Origin of the sequence: Desulfitobacterium chlororespirans DSM 11544 (genome assembly GCF_900143285.1) — a bacterium.
Classification (GTDB): Bacteria; Bacillota; Desulfitobacteriia; order Desulfitobacteriales; family Desulfitobacteriaceae; genus Desulfitobacterium; species Desulfitobacterium chlororespirans.
The window spans coordinates 65,142-81,612 of record NZ_FRDN01000021.1; the positions used below are offsets into that span (position 1 = coordinate 65,142).

Consider the following 16,471-nt stretch of genomic DNA (forward strand, 5'->3'; position numbering starts at 1 on the left):
AGCAATCATCACTCTTCAGGCTCATGCCCTAATTCATCTTCCAGCTCTCTAACATAACTACGCAGCTGCGCATTATCTTTTTCCAGCGAATTATTTTTCATCACAAGCAGCTGATTAGTTGCCCTAAGATCCCTATTCTGATTTTCCAGTCGTGCGTTTTGCTCATAGACCACAGCAATCCCATTTAAGAAAAAGTCTTTATCTAAAACTTGCTTTGATTGCTCACTTTTTTGTCCTCTCTGGAAATTTAATTCATCTACAAGATTTTGAATACCGATTCTTGATTCTTCAACTATTCTTGACATCGGGAGCACATTGTCGCTTACCTTTTTAATAATTTCATTGGTATCTTTGACTATCGGTCTTATCTCGGCGGTGTCTACCTTCACATCCTTGATCGTGCTGGAGTCTTTCTTGAATAAAAAGAAATGCGCTATCAACGATCCGGCAACGGATATTAAAGCTACCACTAAGGCAATAGTATTGCCATCTAAACCAAGCACTTCACCACCTCCATCGTTATACAAAACAGTATAACTTATTACCAATCCAATGGAAATAGTGATTACATTAATGATTAAATGCTTTGTTCTATTTTCCAAAAAGTGTCCCCCCTTGGCACTTATCTTTCATTGTAGATTTTTCATTAGGTTAACAATGCCTTCCAACAAAGCTCTGTTTTGTGGTGACAGGTTTTGAATATCTTTAACCAAGTGATAGCTCTCATCCTTTGCCTCATAAGTTCTGCATATCTGATTACTAAGCGAATTTTCCGTTAGCCCTAGAACGTAATCACTGGATACGTTAAAAACCTGACATAATTTTGCTAACTTGCTTGAACTTGGTTCTGAAGTACCTGACTCCCACCTTACTATAGCTTGTTGTGATATATCTAAATATTTAGCTAACGCTTGCTGAGTCAAGCGTTTTTCTTTGCGCAGTTCTTTGATTCTTTGGCCCACCGTAACTTCTTCATAATAGATCTTAGTCAATTTCAACTTTTTACGTCCAAGAAGATAGTCTGTCGAAACATTAAGATAATCAGCAATTTTATTTAATACTTCACTTGGCGGCACACTCTTATCTCTTTCATAACTAGAGAAGTTTGATTCAGTCATATTTAATTTTTCAGCTATTTGACTTTGGGTTAAGCCGCGCTTAAGCCTATATTCTCTAATCCTTGAACCTAAAGTCATATTATTTCCCTCCATTAAGAAATAACCCCACAGTTATAACTCAAAAATTTTCGAATTCGTTCTACTAATATCTCCCCTTGAGATATAAAAACAACAGGAATGCTCCTACTGTTCAAGGATGGAAAGTATTTTGTTTTTGGGCACTATCAGTTCATAAATATAGTCGTCAATAACGTATCCATATTTGTTTTCGACTTTAAGAACTGTAGCCTGAGTAGCGTTACTTGAATTACTTATAGTGACTTTACCAACAAATTTGCTCTGTGATATGACATCATCTTTAATAAAGGTTATTTGATATTTATCAGTATACAATCTTTGTGTTTTTACAACTTCTGCACTTTCAGAAGATATGACTGTGAATTCCTCAATATCCTTGAAGTCTTTGTAAAACATTCTTCCAGCAATTGATAAAATAAGTAAACCTATTACGATCATAATGATGCCTTCTCTTTTCTTTAGCCCATTAAGACCTGGAGAGGAACCACTAAACGAATCAGCTAATAAGAATATAGCGGATAAAAGAAGTGCAATACCAAATAGTATCCCTATGATCTCCCAAGGAAACGGCCCCGCTAAGAGCATATCATCATAGAAAGGGATATTTATTGTATCCATTGGTTTTACCTCCCAAAAATTAAACCCACACAGAATTGAGCTGCGGGGTTAATTTACTATTTTTTCAATTTGTTTTCGGTTTCACTTTGAGTTATAATGTACGTGAGATTTTTATTTAGCTTCCGGCTTCGGCCGGGGCTTTTTCTTTTTGTTGATAACGCTCTTTATAGTAATTCACGAGATTATGCTTTTGAAGCCATTGATACTTCCTGATAACTGAACCAATGCTCTTTTTTAGGTTATTAGCAACTTCCTTGTTCCCCCTGTCATAGAACATACATAGATATTCCAGCTCCTCCGTAGTGTAGAAATCCTGATTCCCTTTCAGGGTTTCTTTTGCAATCCCCGCGATTCGAAGGGAGCTGCCGGCTATGGTATTAGCAATATCACGTTTTATTGTGCTTTCATCTATGGGAGTCAAGGTGTGTAAGGAATTTGACTCAAGCTGTTGCAAAGGTTCTTTATCCCATGGTTTATCTGCTTCGGGATAACGCAGGTCTTTGGGAATTTGCACATCGGCCGGCAGCTTGTCCGCAGCCCAGGATTCTACCCGGTCGGTATGGTGCTCAATGATCCTATTTTTAAGCTCGGAGTTAGAAAGTTGCTGGCCAGCGGTCAGGTCAGGGTCAGCCCAGCCTCTTTGCGCATTCATTTTCTCGTAAGCATCCTCCACCTCATCACGCAGTTGCTTGAGCTGACGCTCCAATGAATGTATTTCCTCTCGGCTTAAGTTATCCGCTTTGAAAAGCTTTTTATTAACCCTGACCAAATCTTTGGCCTTCACGTAAAAGTTCCAAGCCTCTTCTCCATCCCACGTGTACCGAAGCGCCGTATGTAATTGAATCTTAAGCTCTAATTCCAAAACACGAAGGGCTGATTCCCGGGTAAAGGTATTGCTGGCTACTCGGACATTGAAACTTGGCATGGGATTCGAAGGTGTCACCCCCTCACCAATGAAAATACCTAGAGCTTCTTTGGCTGTCGCCTTGATCCGGCTTTCCATCAACCGAACCGGCTGACTCATCCAATCCTTTTTCTGCAGCTCCAACCGCGACTGACGAGCTGCTTCCTTCTCCTCCTTTTCTTTTGCAATATCCCTTGGGTCCTTCTTCAGTCCAGCTCTTTGTGAGAGCGCTGCCAGGAGAGCGTCCCGGGGGACCTTAGCCAGCTCCGGATTATCGGCAATATTTTGGAGGGCCAGGCGCACGGTTTTAGTCTTAGCGTTAAGGGTAGTTTTGTCTAGGGCTGTTTCCGGCCAGATCGCCTGTGCCAGCTCCGACGAGGAGGCGGTGGCCATGCCGGTAATCAGCTTTTCAGTGACCAGCCGGATCACTTCCAAGCGGTCCGCCCGGATAGTGGTATTTTTTCGGCCCGCCGGCCGCCCGGAGGATTTCTGCTGTTGCATAAGTCCACCTCCTTTTTCGAGACTTATTTACCTATCATGCTGTTATAGCTGTTTTTCCACTCCCTGACTTTCTTCATTTCTTCATCCAACGTTCTGTGCGGATCGCCGCACCATTCCGCAAAACAAGCAAAAGTATCGTCAATGTTCTTTTGCCAAAAGGCTATATCCGCTTTTAAGCCGGCGATTTCCTCTTGAGCATCGCTGTCTTTATCCGGAAATGCTTCCATTTCGGCCAGCCATTCTTTTCCCTGCTCAATGTCCTGTTCGTTGAATAGAATACCGGAGAGTTCGTCTCCTTCCAGCAAATAGCGTAGAAAGGTTTTATCCGGGAACATACCAAACCAGCACCGGTCAAACCACTGGTTTGCATACATTCTTTCGTCGCTTCCGTTGGCATAAGTTCCATAGACAAGATCACCGATAAAAGAAGTCAATAACTCCCCTATCGTCAAACCAGCAATTCCCGCCTTTTCTGATAGCCTCAAAACATCAGCATCCGAAAGCCGGAGTTTTACTTCCCTATCCCTGATTGTGGCGATCTCCTGTTCCTGCTGCTCTCTTTCAGTCATAGAGTTTTCTCCTTTCGTTTCTGAAGATTAACTTATTTATCTGTACAGCTTCATTTTTTGTAATCCCTTTGGACATAGCTTCGCCCACATCCTTCCGTTCCGTTTCACCGAACTAAATTCCAGAGCAATTAAAGGAATTATTTAACTGTTTATAGAAGTTGAATCTAATACTAATTTGCGGCTTTATTAGGTTCCCGCGACCTCCCCGGCAGCTCTGCCGGTTCATCAGTTTCGGTCCGTCCCCAGCGGACCCAAGGCGCGTCTGCGCTCATCAGGCGGGCGGTGCAAAATGTTCATCTTTTCCATATATCAATATCATCCATTGCACTTTGAACTGTGTCATAATACCTTCCTTGAAAATTCGCATGATTGATAAGATATCCAAGCTTATCACCAGCGGCTGGACGTTCTCTCAAGGTATAAATGCCAATTCCGCGATGCATATGAACACAAGCATGACGAGAGTTAATATCTGAATTGGAACTTGCCAAAGTTGACCAAACCTTCTCCTGAAGGTCACGCCTTTCCGAAGCCAAGTCAAGGATAGATTTGATATCAACTTTTTCAAAAGACTCTCTTATCAATTCACGGTCAGCTTCGTTAATCCCATAATCGCCAGTTTCCCAGAAATGACTTAGAACTGCTTCACAAATCAACGCAAACTGACGGTCGGTTAGTTTCTCGATATTAATGCTATTTTTCTCGATTGTTATGTACATATCGTTGTTCCCCCCTTAATCAAACATTTTTATAGCTCTTCCCCTTTTTCAAGCAGCTCTATCATGAGTTTTTTACATTCTTCTTTAGTCTGGTTTTTCTTTCTCCTGTTTTCATAGATGTAGCTTTCATATACATCTTGGTAGTAGTCCTCATCCTTAAGCAGTTCAGCCATATCTCCCAATGTAAAGTCATTGTTGTACAGGTAATGAATAAAATTGCTGTGGTCTTCACTTTCGCCAAAAGTTCTTTCGAACCACTTTTCTGCAAGGTCGTTCTCATCTGAACCGTTTCTATGCCAGCCTGTTAAATCGCTAACGAAGGATGATAAAAGGTCTCCTGGATTTCTGAACCAGACCTTATAGGCCAGCATTTTTAAGTTGACATACTCTCTATCTGTAAGGCTAATCTTTATATCCTCTCTGAGTATTTTTGTATCAAGATCCTCTTTGGATTCCTGTGCTTTGAGCACCCAATGCCCCTTCATGCTGTACATGCTTTTACCTCCTTTCACCGGGTATTGGTGTCGCTCCCTTCGTGAGAGCGTGGATTTAAATATATGTCCACCCCTTCCCTAGCTTTCACAGCAATCTTCAATTCAACGAGTTTCTTGCAGCGCTTACAGAGAATTCTTATGGACATCGACCCTTGAAGCTCATACTCAGCCAGGAGTTTGCCGCACGATGGACAACGCACTTGATTCACTTTGCCATCCTCCTTCAACCGGCTTATTGATCTCTTCCCCCATCCACTGACGAAAAGCATCACGAGAGATTTTAATGATTCTTCCGAAGCGCCTAGCCGGAAAATCTTTAGTCCGGGCCAGGTTATAAATCTGGTGCTCCCCTACTTCAAGCAGTCCAGCTAATTGTTCAACGGATAGGATCAAGGGCTGATTTTCCCATTTGATTTCAGCGTTTTTGGGCTCTACTGTGGTTTGAATTTTTTCCATGAGGAATCTCCTTTCGCTCTAATAATATTGATTCACAAATGTTATTGTTGCCTATCGCCACCATACTGATTAAAAAAAAGAGTCCATTCAAAGTTAAGTGCCTTAGCAATCTTTTTGGCAGTATTCACACTAGGATTCCTAGAACCATTTTCTATTTGAGAATAAAACGACCTATCTATTCCGGCCTTTGAGGCCACCTCTTGTTGATTATTAGCGCCCCTTTTTTCTATTAACCAAAGTCTAGGCTCACTCTTTATCATCTATTCACCTCCATTTTAGTGGCGATATGCAACTATTTAATTTAATTATACGTTGCATATCGCCACAAGTCAATGGTTTTGTTGATATTCGCCACATATATATCAATGTTGCAATTTGCAACTTATAATAATAACAAGAGGTGATCATGTGTTAGGGAAAAGACTCACTGAATTAAGAAAAGGTAAACATTTAACTCAGGAACAATTTTCCTCATTAATAAATGTTTCCAGAGCAACATATGCTCAATACGAAATTGATAGAAGACAACCTGATTATGAAACCTTACAGAACATTGCCAATTTTTATAATGTCTCAACTGATTATCTTTTAGGACGAACACATGAAGTTATTGGAGAAACTCTAATCAGTTACAATGACCCTACAGAAAAAATAAAAGCCGCCATCACTAGCGATCCCGAATTGGCTGAGTTTTGGGAAGAACTTTCCCAGCGAGAAGACCTCCAGCTGATGTTTAAACAAACTCGTGACCTCTCTCCCCAATCCATAAAAAAGGTCATCAAAATCATAAAAGCGATTGAAGACGAAGAGTCCGAAGAATAAGAACTGCTCTCTTGAAAAAGAAGGGCAGTTCTTGTCATTTACACCAATTTCGACATAAAACATCAGGATGTGAGCGAATGGGCATAATTATCGATTTCATGTACGAAAATCCTACAGAAGCACTAGCTGCTTATGATATCAGGGTTCATAGGGAGAACTTAGATGCTGATATTGCCGGCTTCGTCTACAAGTCCAGAAAAAATATCTACCATATAGTCATCAACAACAACCTAAATTGGAGAGCTCAGACGGAGGTCTTTCTTCATGAGCTGTCCCATATTAAAGATGATCTTCCGGAGACCGGCTATATCATCGGATTAGACATGCGCCATCATCATGTTGAAGAGCTTGCTGATTGGGCTGCTAAGGAAACTGCGAGGGCTTATGGATATTGAAATAGAAACCCTCCAGAGTATTTCTTTTCAATATCATTTTTAAAAGGGAGGATAAAATGACAACTTACAGAGAACAACAGGAGAATTGGGAAGAACAGTTTTTAAGCCCTAATGCAAAAAAATCTAAATATGCAGGACGCTGGCAAAAGGAAGAACCAGATGCCTATCGAACGAATTACCAGCGCGATATCGGAAGGATTCTTTATTCTGATGCTTTTCGCAGACTACGTTTAAAAACTCAGGTTTTTTCGGCGACAGGGCTTAATCAACATAATAGAACGCGGCTAACCCACTCTTTAGAAGTAGCACAAATCGCAAAATCCATTGCCCGGCCGTTAAATCTTAATACTGACTTAACGGAAGCCATTGCATTAGGTCACGATCTTGGGCACACTCCTTTCGGCCATGCCGGAGAAGACGCTTTGCAAAAATGCTTAGAAGGAATAACGACATTTAACCATAATGCGCAAAGCGTATGGATTCTCCAGAAAACCCTATGCCACAGAAAAAATCTCCAAGGAAAACCATATCCTGGATTTAATTTAACCTATGATGTCGTTGAAGGAGTCTGGAAACATACCTCTTATCAAAAAACTGTTGGAGAGTTTAAAGAGTTAGAAAATCTTAACCCTGAGCAGCCAGCTTCACTAGAGGGACAAGTAGTTGATATCTCCGACGGAATTGCCTATTTAATGCATGATATAGATGATGGCATTCGAAATAAGTTACTAAGGCTAGAAGAATTGAAAGACGTTTGGCTTAAAAACACGGATCTCCCCTTCAACGATAATTGGGGTCATGTCTTTATTTACGATAGTATTTCTTATAATCAAAACAAAGACGAAATCCAGTTCAGTCCACATGTCAGTGAACTCTATGAAGTCATTAAAGCTTTGGCCCTTGAAAAGATTATCAAATCAAGTGCTGTTAAAGAAGCAGACCAGTATGGAAAGGATATCGTTTCAACGATATATGAATACTGCCTTCATCACCCCGAATATGTCTTAAACAAATTTGAACGCAGGAACCGTTACATATCCGACAAATACGGGATTGAAAGAGTTATTGTTGACTATATACAGTGGCTTGGGGATGAAACAGCAGAAGCTGTTTATAACAAAATTATCAATGGTAAGTCACCTGAGTTTGAACCACATAAACAAATTTATGAAGAAGAAGTGGCTATTCTGTAATTCAACCAAAATATAAAATAGAAGGAGAAACAAGATGGCTTTATTTAATGTTGAAACTACTTTTGACAAATCGCACCCACTATTTGATATTCTAGGTATTAACGAAAAAACTTTAAACATAAACGGGATTAATGTTGTTTTAGGTAGAGAATTTGATAAAGATAACAAAATAATTCGCAATGTAATTCATGCTGAATTAAGTTCAGATTCCCTAAATAATGCAATATCTTTATTCTCAGATGCCATAAAACAGGTTTGTGAAATGATTGTATTTTTAACCAACCACTTGGTAAAAATTAGTCCTATAAATTGTACAAATGCCTCTTGCGGTACGTCTCAAATAGAAAATCAAATTGATGTTACCGCACGTGTAGACCTGCCTGAGCCTTACATCGTTCTAGATAATATTGATGTGATTTCAAATTCTAACCATCTGAAAAATGCATTCAATTATTATGAGTTGGCTATGTCAACTCATAGTACTAATGAAAGGGTTCTCTATTTATATAAAGTAGTCGAGTCAATTATCGGCTATCCCGGAAAGTCTAAACAAAAATTTAAAGACGCTTTGAGAAGACTTGGAATCAAAGATGAAGATGAAAAACACTTTAAACAACTCTATGAGCTTAGGAAAATCAGAAATGAAAAGAATGTCGGGCACTCCGCCGGTGGCGAAATAAATGGAAATACCTATTACAAGGATGTAGAAATCCCAATGAATATAGTTAAAAACGGAAGTATAAGTGTAGTTAAATTAATTTCAGCCACAATTTTGTATCTTTCACAAGGCAATGACATTAAAGAAGTGTTTGTACCAAAACAAAAAATGACTGCCCGTAAGAATTCATCCCTTTAGATTCTAAAGATTTCCAATATCTAAAACAAATCACATCCGGAACACTTGTTCTTTTTTCAATATCTGCTATACTTGACGTATAAAAAAACTGCCAGAGGTTCCGTGCTATTATGCCAGAAGCCCAGAGCATTAAAATTATCAGAGGGCCAAGAGCTCCGTATCTTTTCTATGGAAAAGTACGGAGTTTTTCTGTTCAGAGCTCCCCTAAATGGAGATGTTCACATGTCTCAAGAGAAAACCAAGCCAAAAAATCCTTCAAAGAAAAAGAAAGGCCAACGAGCCGATGGGCGGTTAGAAAAAAAATTAACCGTCGGATATGATCCACTCACCGGTAAGCCTATACGAAAATCTATCTACGGCAATACCAAGTCAGAGCTTGATGATAACTTGACTGATTTCAAATATAAACTCAAAAACGGTGAATACAATATTGCCATAAAAGAAACCAAAGATGAAACCTTTGGTGAGTGGCTTCTGACCTACCTACGCCTCTATAAGAAGCCCAAAGTCCGTCCTGAAACCTATACCGACTATGTAGACCTTTCTAAAAAGCATATCATTCCCCTTCTCGGACACTTTCTTTTGACCAAAATAGAAACCCTTACCCTCCAAGAGTTCTTCAATTACAAGGCAGAAAACGGCCGCATAGATGGAAAAGAAGGAGGCCTTTCAACTCGCCGTCTGCATATGATGTATCAACAAATCAATGGCGCTCTGGCCAAAGCGAAAAGGCTCAAAAAAATACCATCAAATCCTGCTGAAGAAATTGAGCTGCCATCCCTCGTCTATCAAGAATTTGATACGTATTCCCCTGATGAAGTGGATCTCTACCTTGCAGCACTCAAAGAAGACCGGCTTTATGCCCTTTTCCTGCTGGAGCTGACCACCGGCCTAAGAAAAGGCGAACTCTTAGGAATCCCAGATCACTGCTTTGATCCCAATAAAGGAACCGTTAAAATCATCCAAACCATCAAACGCAAGAAGCTGGATGGTGAAGAAAAGTCCAGGCTTATTTTTTCCGAGCCGAAGTCCACAAAAAGCAAACGCGAGCTTCCCTTGCTCCCAGCGGTGGTTAAACAAATCAAGCGTTTCCAGGCCATTAAGAGGCAAGAGAAACTTCTGTTAGGCCCAGAGTATACCGACAGCGGATTACTCTTCACAACGCCCCTAGGAACGCCTATAGAGCCACGTAACCTGAATAAGAAGCACAGCCGTATTATTAAGGCTGCAGGCATCAAATCAATCCGTATACATGATTTGAGACATACTGTAGCCACAATTTTACTGGACGACGGAGAAAACCCTGTTAACGTGAGCAGCCTCCTGGGGCATGCTAAAACCAGCACAACATTGGATATATATGGCCATAGTTCACTGGAAGGAAAGGCCAAAGCCGTATCCCGATTGAGTAATAAAATAAAAGCTGTAAAATAACCAGGTCATTGTGATATTCTGGTAGATAAATTTTTGAATGAATTGGTAATATTTATTGACAACGTTCATATAATATAATACATTGTATTTAAATATAAAAATAAGGAGTGAAGAATATGGCTCAAACAACACTTAACGTACGTATAGATGAATCAGTGAAGCAGCAATTTGACGCCTTTTGCACGGATGTGGGTATGAATTCTTCTGTCGCGGTCAATTTGTTTGTCAAAGCGGTTCTTCGTGAGCGCCGTATTCCCTTTGAAATCGCAGCAAGTGATGATCCTTTTTACTTTCAGGCCAATCAGGAGAGGCTCAAAAAATCCCTTGAACAACTTAACACTGGTAAAGGAACTGTTCATGAATTGATCGAGGTGACAGGTGATTAAGGTTTGGTCTGATGAAGCTTGGGAAGATTACCTATATTGGCAGACACAAGACAAAAAAACGCTGAATCGGATCAATAGGCTGATACAGGATATTGACCGCAACGATCATGCCGGTATAGGAAAGGCCGAACCCTTGAAGCATGAGTACCATGGCTGCTGGAGCAAGCGTATCGACGAAACAAACCGCCTAGTTTATCGCATTGAGAATGGCCGACTAGAAATCCTCCAGTGCCGAACACATTACGGCGACAAGTAATCGAAAGAAAAGGAAACCGATCGGAATCCATAGCATATGTGGGGGCTGGTCGGTTTTTATGTGCTTAACTATCTGATAGCTTTTGCCATCTGATACATGATGCGGTCATAGCAGTTAGGGTACAAATTGTACCCTAATTTGAATTTAGCTTCTTATCGTGTGAGTGCATTTTTTCCTTTTAAAATTAAAATGTCGTCAGAATGTCGTCAAGGCAATTTTGGGCATAAGAAAACAAAAAGAAAAAACGCTGCAAACCTTTGCAGCGTCTTACTTTCATTGGAGCGGAAGACGGGATTCGAACCCGCGGCCCTCGGCTTGGGAAGCCAATGCTCTACCACTGAGCCACTTCCGCTTAGAACAGTATTAATTATAGCAAAAAATATTAAACCGTCAAGTTTTTTTATACAGCACTTTAACATATCGCCAATTCTTGAATGTCGCTCAGGCTCCTGAGATGGTCATGGGAATCTCGACCATGGCAAACCCGTCTTTGAACTATTTCCGACACATACTTTATTGAGCTGTATGATTTTGTTCGTACTTTTTCCTTTCGACAAATCTACCCATTATGAAAGTGATTATGCCGACACCGATCCCCGTCTGAACACAGAATAACAAACTTTCGATTTCGCCTGGCAGCTCTCCGCCAATCCAGCTTTCCATCGGAGGTGTAAACCAGGGTTCATATTCGCCGCCTGTAATCTCGTCGACCATCTCGCTGCCCGCAGTGTCAGATCCTCCAAACTCTGCGCCCTGAAGGACAAATAGCGGCACAATGGCAATTAAAAAAACAATCAGCAATAAAATGATAACTGTAGGTTTTTTACTTTTCATATTTTAAGCCTCCTTTTAAAAAGCCAAGGGCAGTCAATTCAGATTTTGCGTATGTTTCAAGACCCATAATGATCAGAACGGTTAAAATGCCTTCAACAATAGCCAGGGGTACCTGGGTGGGGGCAAAAACGGTTAGGAATTTAATGGCGGAGGCTGCAACACCGCCCTGTGCGGATGGAAATGCCAAGGCCAACTGAATGCTTGTGACGCAGTAAGTGAATAAGTCGCCGATAGACGCCGCGAGAAAAATTCCCACGTATTTATTGATCTTCAGCGCCTGACACAGTTTGTAGATACCGAAGGCGACGAATGGACCGGCGATACCCATGGAAAACGTGTTGGCACCAAGTGTTGTAAGGCCGCCATGAGCGAGTAGAATAGCCTGGAAAATCAGCACGATGATGCCCAAGATGGCGACAGCGCTTGGCCCGAATAAAATCGCGCCCAGCCCTGTTCCAGTCATATGTGAACAGCTACCGGTGACCGAGGGAATTTTTAAAGATGAAATTACAAAAATGAATGCCCCTGCTATGGCAAGGATGGTGATCGATCTACGGTTCTCTTTTAATGTTTTCCTAATGGAAAACCAACCCGCCACTAAGAACGGTAGGGCTATAACGCCCCAAAGAATAGCGTATGTTGGCGGTAAATAGCCCTCCATAATGTGCATCGCCTGGGCTGACGGCGTGATCCCAAATAAGAGGGAAACGAGAATAGAGAGACTGAGAATAAATTTTTGGTTTCTTTTCATATTCTTTCCTCCTTGTATGTATTTTTAAGCTAAATTGCTTAAAACCATATCATGGTTCTCCAAGATTGCTTTTAGTTCCTGGGCGTTTTTCGGATAAGCCTGCGTGTCCGGCAGAATCTTTTTATCGACAAGCAGTTTATAGACCTCCAGCATGGCTGGCTGTTTCAAATTTGCCTGTTTTAAAATCTCCAAATTACAGAATATTTCCAGGGGCGTCCCATCAGCAATGATTTTCCCACCGCAGAAGACAAGAACACGTTCAGCCCATCTGTAAGTAAAATCCACGTCATGGGTGGAAATCAACATAGTCTTACCTTCAGCGCTCAGCTTTAACAGCACTTCTTCCAGCATCATGGCGTTCAAAGGGTCCAGTGATGCGGTCGGTTCGTCGAAAATCATTACCTCTGATTTCATCGCCACAATATCGGCAATGCTTACGCGCTTCTTTTCACCACCGCTCAAATAGTGGGGCGGTCGATCCTCGAAGCCCGAGAGGTTCATATAGGCCAGAGCCTCTTGCACACGTTCAATGACCTCTTCTTTCGGAAGCCTTAAATTCATCGGGCCGAAGCCAACCTCCGCCCGGACTGTGGAGGCGATGATCTGATTGTCTGCGTCTTGAAAGACGATGCCGATGTTTTTACGCAGCTCGTTCAGAGTTTTTTTATTGACGGGCAGTTCCCGATAGATAATTTCTCCAAGAGCAGGGGTGTAAACACCGTTTAAGTTGAGAAAGAATGTTGATTTTCCCGACCCGTTGGCACCCAGTACAGCAATTTTTTCTCCTGCAAAGATTTCCACGTTGACACCGTCCAACGCGGGCTTTCCGTTTCCATAGACATAGTGGAGATTCTCCACCTTCAGAATTCTGTTCTTCATAAAACGCCTCCGCTTATCTTGTCAGGTACCAGAGCAGCAATAAACACAGGATGTAAATCGCCCCCGAAACGATCAACCTGATTTCGATTTTCTTATCTTCCTCCAGAAACATCAATTCCCCGTCGTAGCATCTGGCCTCCATCGCATCATAATAAGCGTTCGCTTTTTTCAGTGACAGGACGAACATGTTGCTGGCGACGCTGCTGAACGTAAAATAGGATGTCTTTAAATCGCGATAGCCCAGTCGTGATTCTGCGGCGTTTTTCATCTTTGCGAACACCTCCAGTAAAATGAAGATGTACCGGTAAATCATATTCATCAGAGCGATAAAGTCCTTAGGCAAATGGGTCTTTTTCATCACAGCTATAATTTCGGAAGAGGGAGTCGTCAAGATCATCAGTTGGAGTCCGCTAATTGATGCGATAATCTTCAGCATCAGGAAGACGCCGTTTTTAAGCATATCCGTCGTGGTATAGAGATAAGTGAAGCCAAGATACAAGTTATATTCGCCCGATGGTTGGCCTGAAAAATCAACCACAACGGCAAGGATGCTGATTAGAATAAACGTCAAGGGAATGGTCAGTACCGACAGATAATCATGGAAGGCAAGTCCTCCGACCTCAATGACCAAATAAGCCATTGAGAGAATTACAACGACAGAAACATACACATTGTTAAGTGCAATGCACAGAAGGATCGTCAATAAAGCAAGAATGACCTTGAAAGTGGGATTCCAGTGCCTGATCTTAGAGGAATAAGCCAAATAATCGATAGAAAGCCACCCGCCATGCTCATGCCGGAAGCCACGGTGGTGTTCGTGTGCTTCTTCTTCGCCCTGCCGGTGGATATCCCGGTGCTTCTGTTTCACTCTTCCATCCCCTATCATTTTATTGCGCTCACCAATTTATCCTTATGAAATCGCGCTTGATTCATCTGGAAAACTCCCTCCGACACCCAAAAGTTACTTTAAAAAATATAAAAACGGTTACTGCAACTTTTGTTGTAGCAACCGTTTTTCTACAGAATAGGAAATAAGAGCTCTGACATCCACCAATCGATAAACAGAGCAATTCCAAGCAGGTCTTCTGACTTACGCTTATGGAGTTTCCTCCTGCGGCTTCGCTCAGCCTTCCCAGTTTCCCAGTGACCGATTTTCATCGACGAGCGCAGCCTCAACGCATACAGCGGCGGTTCCGTTCGGGACTCTCACCCGATTCCCTATCCTTCCTCTAAGACTGTACATCTTAGAAGACACTTGAGACATTATTTGATTTTTCTTACTATAGTCGACGATATCATAACCTTATTTTAAGGTCAATAGTTTTTTGGGCTTTTATCATATTTTCTATTAATTACTTGTGAGTCAGCTTTAACTAACTTCCCCTTCTGGCTTTCCTAAAAAAATTTGATATAATTTGTTTACTTGCAAGTAATATAGGATATAGAAATTAATCCAAGGAGGAAAAAATATGCAAAACGATATTCAAGAATTCTTAGAGCAGGAGATCTGGGCAGTAGTCGGGGTCTCTAAAGATCCGACCAAATTTGGCACAAAGGTCTACCATAAACTCAAACAATGCGGCTATACGGTGTATCCCATTAATCCTAAGCTCTCTGAGCTGGAAGGAGAGCCTTGTTTCCCCTCTTTAAGCGCCTTGCCTGTTCGCCCCGACGTGGTCAGCCTCATCGTCCCTCCTCAGATATCGGAACAAATTATTGACCAATGTGCCCAATTAGGTATCAAAAGAGTCTGGATGCAGCCTGGCGCCGAAAGCAATGAAGCCTTGCTGAAGGGGCGCGCAAACCAAATGCAGCTGATTGCTCATGAATGCGTACTGGTTGAAGCCCGGTCCCGGCGCTAAACATGAAAATAAGCAAATAAGCAGCAAAAAACCGTACTGAGATCAGTACGGTTTAACCTGTCTATGGAGCGGGTGATGGGAATCGAACCCACGTAGCTAGCTTGGAAGGCTAGTGCTCTACCATTGAGCTACACCCGCAGGTGTGGTAGCAGGGGAGAGATTTGAACTCTCGAATGAGCGGGTATGAACCACTTGCCTTAGACCACTTGGCTACCCTGCCATGGCTCCCCGAGCAGGACTCGAACCTGCAACCTACCGGTTAACAGCCGGTTGCTCCACCATTGAGCTATCGAGGAATATTGATTTATACTGGCGGAGAAGGAGGGATTCGAACCCTCGCAGCAGTTACCCACTCTAACGGTTTAGCAAACCGTCCTCTTCAGCCACTTGAGTACTTCTCCGTAATCCTACTTTTTGGTGCGGAAGATGGGACTTGAACCCATACGGTGTTACCCACACGCCCCTCAAACGTGCGCGTCTGCCAGTTCCGCCACTCCCGCATTGTTTTATGGAGCCGTTAACCGGATTTGAACCGGTGACCTCATCCTTACCAAGGATGCGCTCTACCAACTGAGCTATAACGGCATCGAGGATTTCTTCTGATTTAAATGGTGCGCTCGAAGGGATTCGAACCCCTGGCCTTCTGATTCGTAGTCAGACGCTCTATCCAGCTGAGCTACGAGCGCATTACTTGGAGCGGGTGACGAGATTCGAACTCGCGACTTTCACCTTGGCAAGGTGACACTCTACCACTGAGTTACACCCGCATGTCCCTGACATGCTCTAAAGAAAATGGTGAGCCATCCGCGACTCGAACGCGGGACACCCTGATTAAAAGTCAGGTGCTCTACCGACTGAGCTAATGGCTCATAAATGGCAGGGATGGCAGGATTCGAACCTACGAATGCCAGAGTCAAAGTCTGGTGCCTTACCGCTTGGCGACATCCCTATGCTTTCTATTTAAATCAACTGCTGCTGATTTAAAGCTTGGTTGCGGAGGCCGGATTTGAACCGACGACCTTCGGGTTATGAGCCCGACGAGCTACCGCTGCTCCACTCCGCGATGTTTAGTGGTGGGTAGAGATGGATTCGAACCACCGTACCTTTCGGAACAGATTTACAGTCTGCCGCCTTTAACCACTCGGCCATCTACCCACAATGTGTTGCGCTATAAAGTTAAAATGGCGACCCCGATCGGACTTGAACCGACGATCTCCTGCGTGACAGGCAGGCATGTTAACCACTACACCACGGGGCCGGATTTTGGTGGGCGATGACAGGATCGAACTGCCGACATCCTGCTTGTAAGGCAGGCGCTCTCCCAGCTGAGCTAATCGCCCGAATTT

At 42.4% G+C, this 16,471-nt stretch carries 21 protein-coding genes, 15 tRNA genes and 1 riboswitch; of the genes, 8 read left to right on the plus strand and 28 right to left on the minus strand.

All coding sequences use genetic code 11. The annotated features are described in order from the left end of the window. Positions 1–8: 8 nt before the first annotated feature. From BUA14_RS25300 to BUA14_RS25345, 9 genes are all read right to left on the minus strand, one after another. Positions 9–602 carry a hypothetical protein gene (locus tag BUA14_RS25300; RefSeq protein WP_072775132.1) on the minus strand — a complete coding sequence of 198 codons (594 nt, stop codon included), beginning with the start codon at positions 600–602 and terminating at the stop codon, positions 9–11. Between the two features lie 27 nt (positions 603–629). Beyond that, positions 630–1,196 carry a helix-turn-helix domain-containing protein gene (locus BUA14_RS27345; RefSeq protein WP_178371811.1) on the minus strand — a complete coding sequence of 189 codons (567 nt, stop codon included), beginning with the start codon at positions 1,194–1,196 and terminating at the stop codon, positions 630–632. Between the two features lie 105 nt (positions 1,197–1,301). After that, positions 1,302–1,814, minus strand: a complete 513-nt coding sequence (locus BUA14_RS25315) for a hypothetical protein (RefSeq protein ID WP_072775133.1) — start codon at positions 1,812–1,814, stop codon at positions 1,302–1,304. Positions 1,815–1,929: 115 nt separating this feature from the next. Then, positions 1,930–3,219, minus strand: a complete 1,290-nt coding sequence (locus tag BUA14_RS25320; RefSeq protein ID WP_072775134.1) for a hypothetical protein — start codon at positions 3,217–3,219, stop codon at positions 1,930–1,932. Between the two features lie 23 nt (positions 3,220–3,242). Continuing rightward, on the minus strand, positions 3,243–3,788 hold the full coding sequence (locus BUA14_RS28230) for a hypothetical protein (protein WP_072775135.1): 546 nt from the start codon (positions 3,786–3,788) through the stop codon (positions 3,243–3,245). 293 nt (positions 3,789–4,081) lie between these two features. Further along, positions 4,082–4,507: a hypothetical protein gene (locus BUA14_RS25330; RefSeq protein ID WP_072775136.1), complete on the minus strand. Its 426-nt coding sequence runs from the start codon at positions 4,505–4,507 to the stop codon at positions 4,082–4,084. Between the two features lie 29 nt (positions 4,508–4,536). Continuing rightward, the gene (locus tag BUA14_RS25335; protein ID WP_072775137.1) at positions 4,537–5,001 is read right to left on the minus strand and encodes a hypothetical protein; all 465 of its coding nucleotides are present in this window, start codon (positions 4,999–5,001) and stop codon (positions 4,537–4,539) included. Positions 5,002–5,166: 165 nt separating this feature from the next. Then, positions 5,167–5,457, minus strand: coding sequence for a helix-turn-helix domain-containing protein (locus BUA14_RS25340; protein WP_072775138.1), 291 nt, complete (start codon positions 5,455–5,457; stop codon positions 5,167–5,169). A 41-nt stretch (positions 5,458–5,498) separates the two neighbouring features. After that, complete coding sequence (locus tag BUA14_RS25345) at positions 5,499–5,717, minus strand: helix-turn-helix transcriptional regulator (protein WP_072775139.1); 219 nt, start codon at positions 5,715–5,717, stop codon at positions 5,499–5,501. A 148-nt stretch (positions 5,718–5,865) separates the two neighbouring features. On the opposite strand from BUA14_RS25345, the gene BUA14_RS25350 reads away from it, so the two are divergent. The 7 genes from BUA14_RS25350 to BUA14_RS25380 all read left to right on the plus strand — a co-directional run bounded on the left by BUA14_RS25350 (position 5,866) and on the right by BUA14_RS25380 (position 10,799). Next, the gene (locus BUA14_RS25350) at positions 5,866–6,279 is read left to right on the plus strand and encodes a helix-turn-helix domain-containing protein (RefSeq protein ID WP_072775140.1); all 414 of its coding nucleotides are present in this window, start codon (positions 5,866–5,868) and stop codon (positions 6,277–6,279) included. Between the two features lie 77 nt (positions 6,280–6,356). Continuing rightward, positions 6,357–6,674 carry a hypothetical protein gene (locus BUA14_RS25355; RefSeq protein ID WP_072775141.1) on the plus strand — a complete coding sequence of 106 codons (318 nt, stop codon included), beginning with the start codon at positions 6,357–6,359 and terminating at the stop codon, positions 6,672–6,674. 56 nt (positions 6,675–6,730) lie between these two features. After that, positions 6,731–7,867 carry a deoxyguanosinetriphosphate triphosphohydrolase family protein gene (locus tag BUA14_RS25360; protein ID WP_072775142.1) on the plus strand — a complete coding sequence of 379 codons (1,137 nt, stop codon included), beginning with the start codon at positions 6,731–6,733 and terminating at the stop codon, positions 7,865–7,867. Positions 7,868–7,901: 34 nt separating this feature from the next. Beyond that, positions 7,902–8,723, plus strand: a complete 822-nt coding sequence (locus BUA14_RS25365) for a hypothetical protein (RefSeq protein ID WP_072775143.1) — start codon at positions 7,902–7,904, stop codon at positions 8,721–8,723. A gap of 222 nt (positions 8,724–8,945) precedes the next feature. Further along, complete coding sequence (locus BUA14_RS25370; RefSeq protein WP_072775144.1) at positions 8,946–10,157, plus strand: tyrosine-type recombinase/integrase; 1,212 nt, start codon at positions 8,946–8,948, stop codon at positions 10,155–10,157. Positions 10,158–10,273: 116 nt separating this feature from the next. Beyond that, positions 10,274–10,543, plus strand: a complete 270-nt coding sequence (locus BUA14_RS25375) for a type II toxin-antitoxin system RelB/DinJ family antitoxin (RefSeq protein ID WP_178371812.1) — start codon at positions 10,274–10,276, stop codon at positions 10,541–10,543. Continuing rightward, on the plus strand, positions 10,536–10,799 hold the full coding sequence (locus tag BUA14_RS25380; protein ID WP_072775146.1) for a Txe/YoeB family addiction module toxin: 264 nt from the start codon (positions 10,536–10,538) through the stop codon (positions 10,797–10,799). Before BUA14_RS25375 ends, BUA14_RS25380 begins: the two co-directional genes overlap by 8 nt. 277 nt (positions 10,800–11,076) lie before the next feature. Here the strand turns inward: BUA14_RS25380 and BUA14_RS25385 are convergent. The 5 genes from BUA14_RS25385 to cbiQ form a co-directional block, all read right to left on the minus strand. Continuing rightward, positions 11,077–11,151: transfer RNA gene (locus BUA14_RS25385), tRNA-Gly, on the minus strand. Positions 11,152–11,312: 161 nt separating this feature from the next. Further along, on the minus strand, positions 11,313–11,633 hold the full coding sequence (locus tag BUA14_RS25390) for an energy-coupling factor ABC transporter substrate-binding protein (protein WP_072775147.1): 321 nt from the start codon (positions 11,631–11,633) through the stop codon (positions 11,313–11,315). After that, the gene (locus tag BUA14_RS25395) at positions 11,623–12,384 is read right to left on the minus strand and encodes an energy-coupling factor ABC transporter permease (RefSeq protein WP_072775148.1); all 762 of its coding nucleotides are present in this window, start codon (positions 12,382–12,384) and stop codon (positions 11,623–11,625) included. Before BUA14_RS25395 ends, BUA14_RS25390 begins: the two co-directional genes overlap by 11 nt. Before the next feature lie 24 nt (positions 12,385–12,408). Next, positions 12,409–13,263, minus strand: a complete 855-nt coding sequence (locus tag BUA14_RS25400; RefSeq protein WP_072775149.1) for an energy-coupling factor ABC transporter ATP-binding protein — start codon at positions 13,261–13,263, stop codon at positions 12,409–12,411. Positions 13,264–13,276: 13 nt separating this feature from the next. Next, positions 13,277–14,131, minus strand: coding sequence for a cobalt ECF transporter T component CbiQ (gene cbiQ, locus BUA14_RS25405; RefSeq protein WP_242954765.1), 855 nt, complete (start codon positions 14,129–14,131; stop codon positions 13,277–13,279). 190 nt (positions 14,132–14,321) lie between these two features. After that, positions 14,322–14,537, minus strand: a riboswitch (cobalamin riboswitch). A 195-nt stretch (positions 14,538–14,732) separates the two neighbouring features. Here cbiQ and BUA14_RS25410 point away from each other — a divergent pair. Next, the gene (locus BUA14_RS25410; protein ID WP_072775150.1) at positions 14,733–15,125 is read left to right on the plus strand and encodes a CoA-binding protein; all 393 of its coding nucleotides are present in this window, start codon (positions 14,733–14,735) and stop codon (positions 15,123–15,125) included. Positions 15,126–15,189: 64 nt separating this feature from the next. Here the strand turns inward: BUA14_RS25410 and BUA14_RS25415 are convergent. From BUA14_RS25415 to BUA14_RS25480, 14 genes are all read right to left on the minus strand, one after another. Next, a tRNA-Gly gene (locus tag BUA14_RS25415) sits at positions 15,190–15,263 on the minus strand. 5 nt (positions 15,264–15,268) lie between these two features. Then, a tRNA-Ile gene (locus BUA14_RS25420) sits at positions 15,269–15,345 on the minus strand. Position 15,346: 1 nt separating this feature from the next. Beyond that, positions 15,347–15,421: transfer RNA gene (locus tag BUA14_RS25425), tRNA-Asn, on the minus strand. A gap of 14 nt (positions 15,422–15,435) precedes the next feature. Next, a tRNA-Ser gene (locus BUA14_RS25430) sits at positions 15,436–15,526 on the minus strand. A gap of 14 nt (positions 15,527–15,540) precedes the next feature. Continuing rightward, positions 15,541–15,625 (minus strand) — tRNA-Leu (locus BUA14_RS25435). 9 nt (positions 15,626–15,634) lie between these two features. Beyond that, a tRNA-Thr gene (locus tag BUA14_RS25440) sits at positions 15,635–15,710 on the minus strand. 24 nt (positions 15,711–15,734) lie between these two features. Continuing rightward, positions 15,735–15,811, minus strand: a tRNA-Arg gene (locus BUA14_RS25445). Between the two features lie 6 nt (positions 15,812–15,817). Further along, a tRNA-Gly gene (locus BUA14_RS25450) sits at positions 15,818–15,892 on the minus strand. A 26-nt stretch (positions 15,893–15,918) separates the two neighbouring features. Continuing rightward, positions 15,919–15,994, minus strand: a tRNA-Lys gene (locus BUA14_RS25455). 5 nt (positions 15,995–15,999) lie between these two features. Beyond that, positions 16,000–16,074: transfer RNA gene (locus tag BUA14_RS25460), tRNA-Gln, on the minus strand. Between the two features lie 39 nt (positions 16,075–16,113). Further along, positions 16,114–16,188, minus strand: a tRNA-Met gene (locus tag BUA14_RS25465). A gap of 8 nt (positions 16,189–16,196) precedes the next feature. Beyond that, positions 16,197–16,280: transfer RNA gene (locus BUA14_RS25470), tRNA-Tyr, on the minus strand. 27 nt (positions 16,281–16,307) lie between these two features. Beyond that, a tRNA-Asp gene (locus tag BUA14_RS25475) sits at positions 16,308–16,383 on the minus strand. 6 nt (positions 16,384–16,389) lie between these two features. Beyond that, positions 16,390–16,465: transfer RNA gene (locus tag BUA14_RS25480), tRNA-Val, on the minus strand. Between the last annotated feature and the right edge of the window lie 6 nt (positions 16,466–16,471).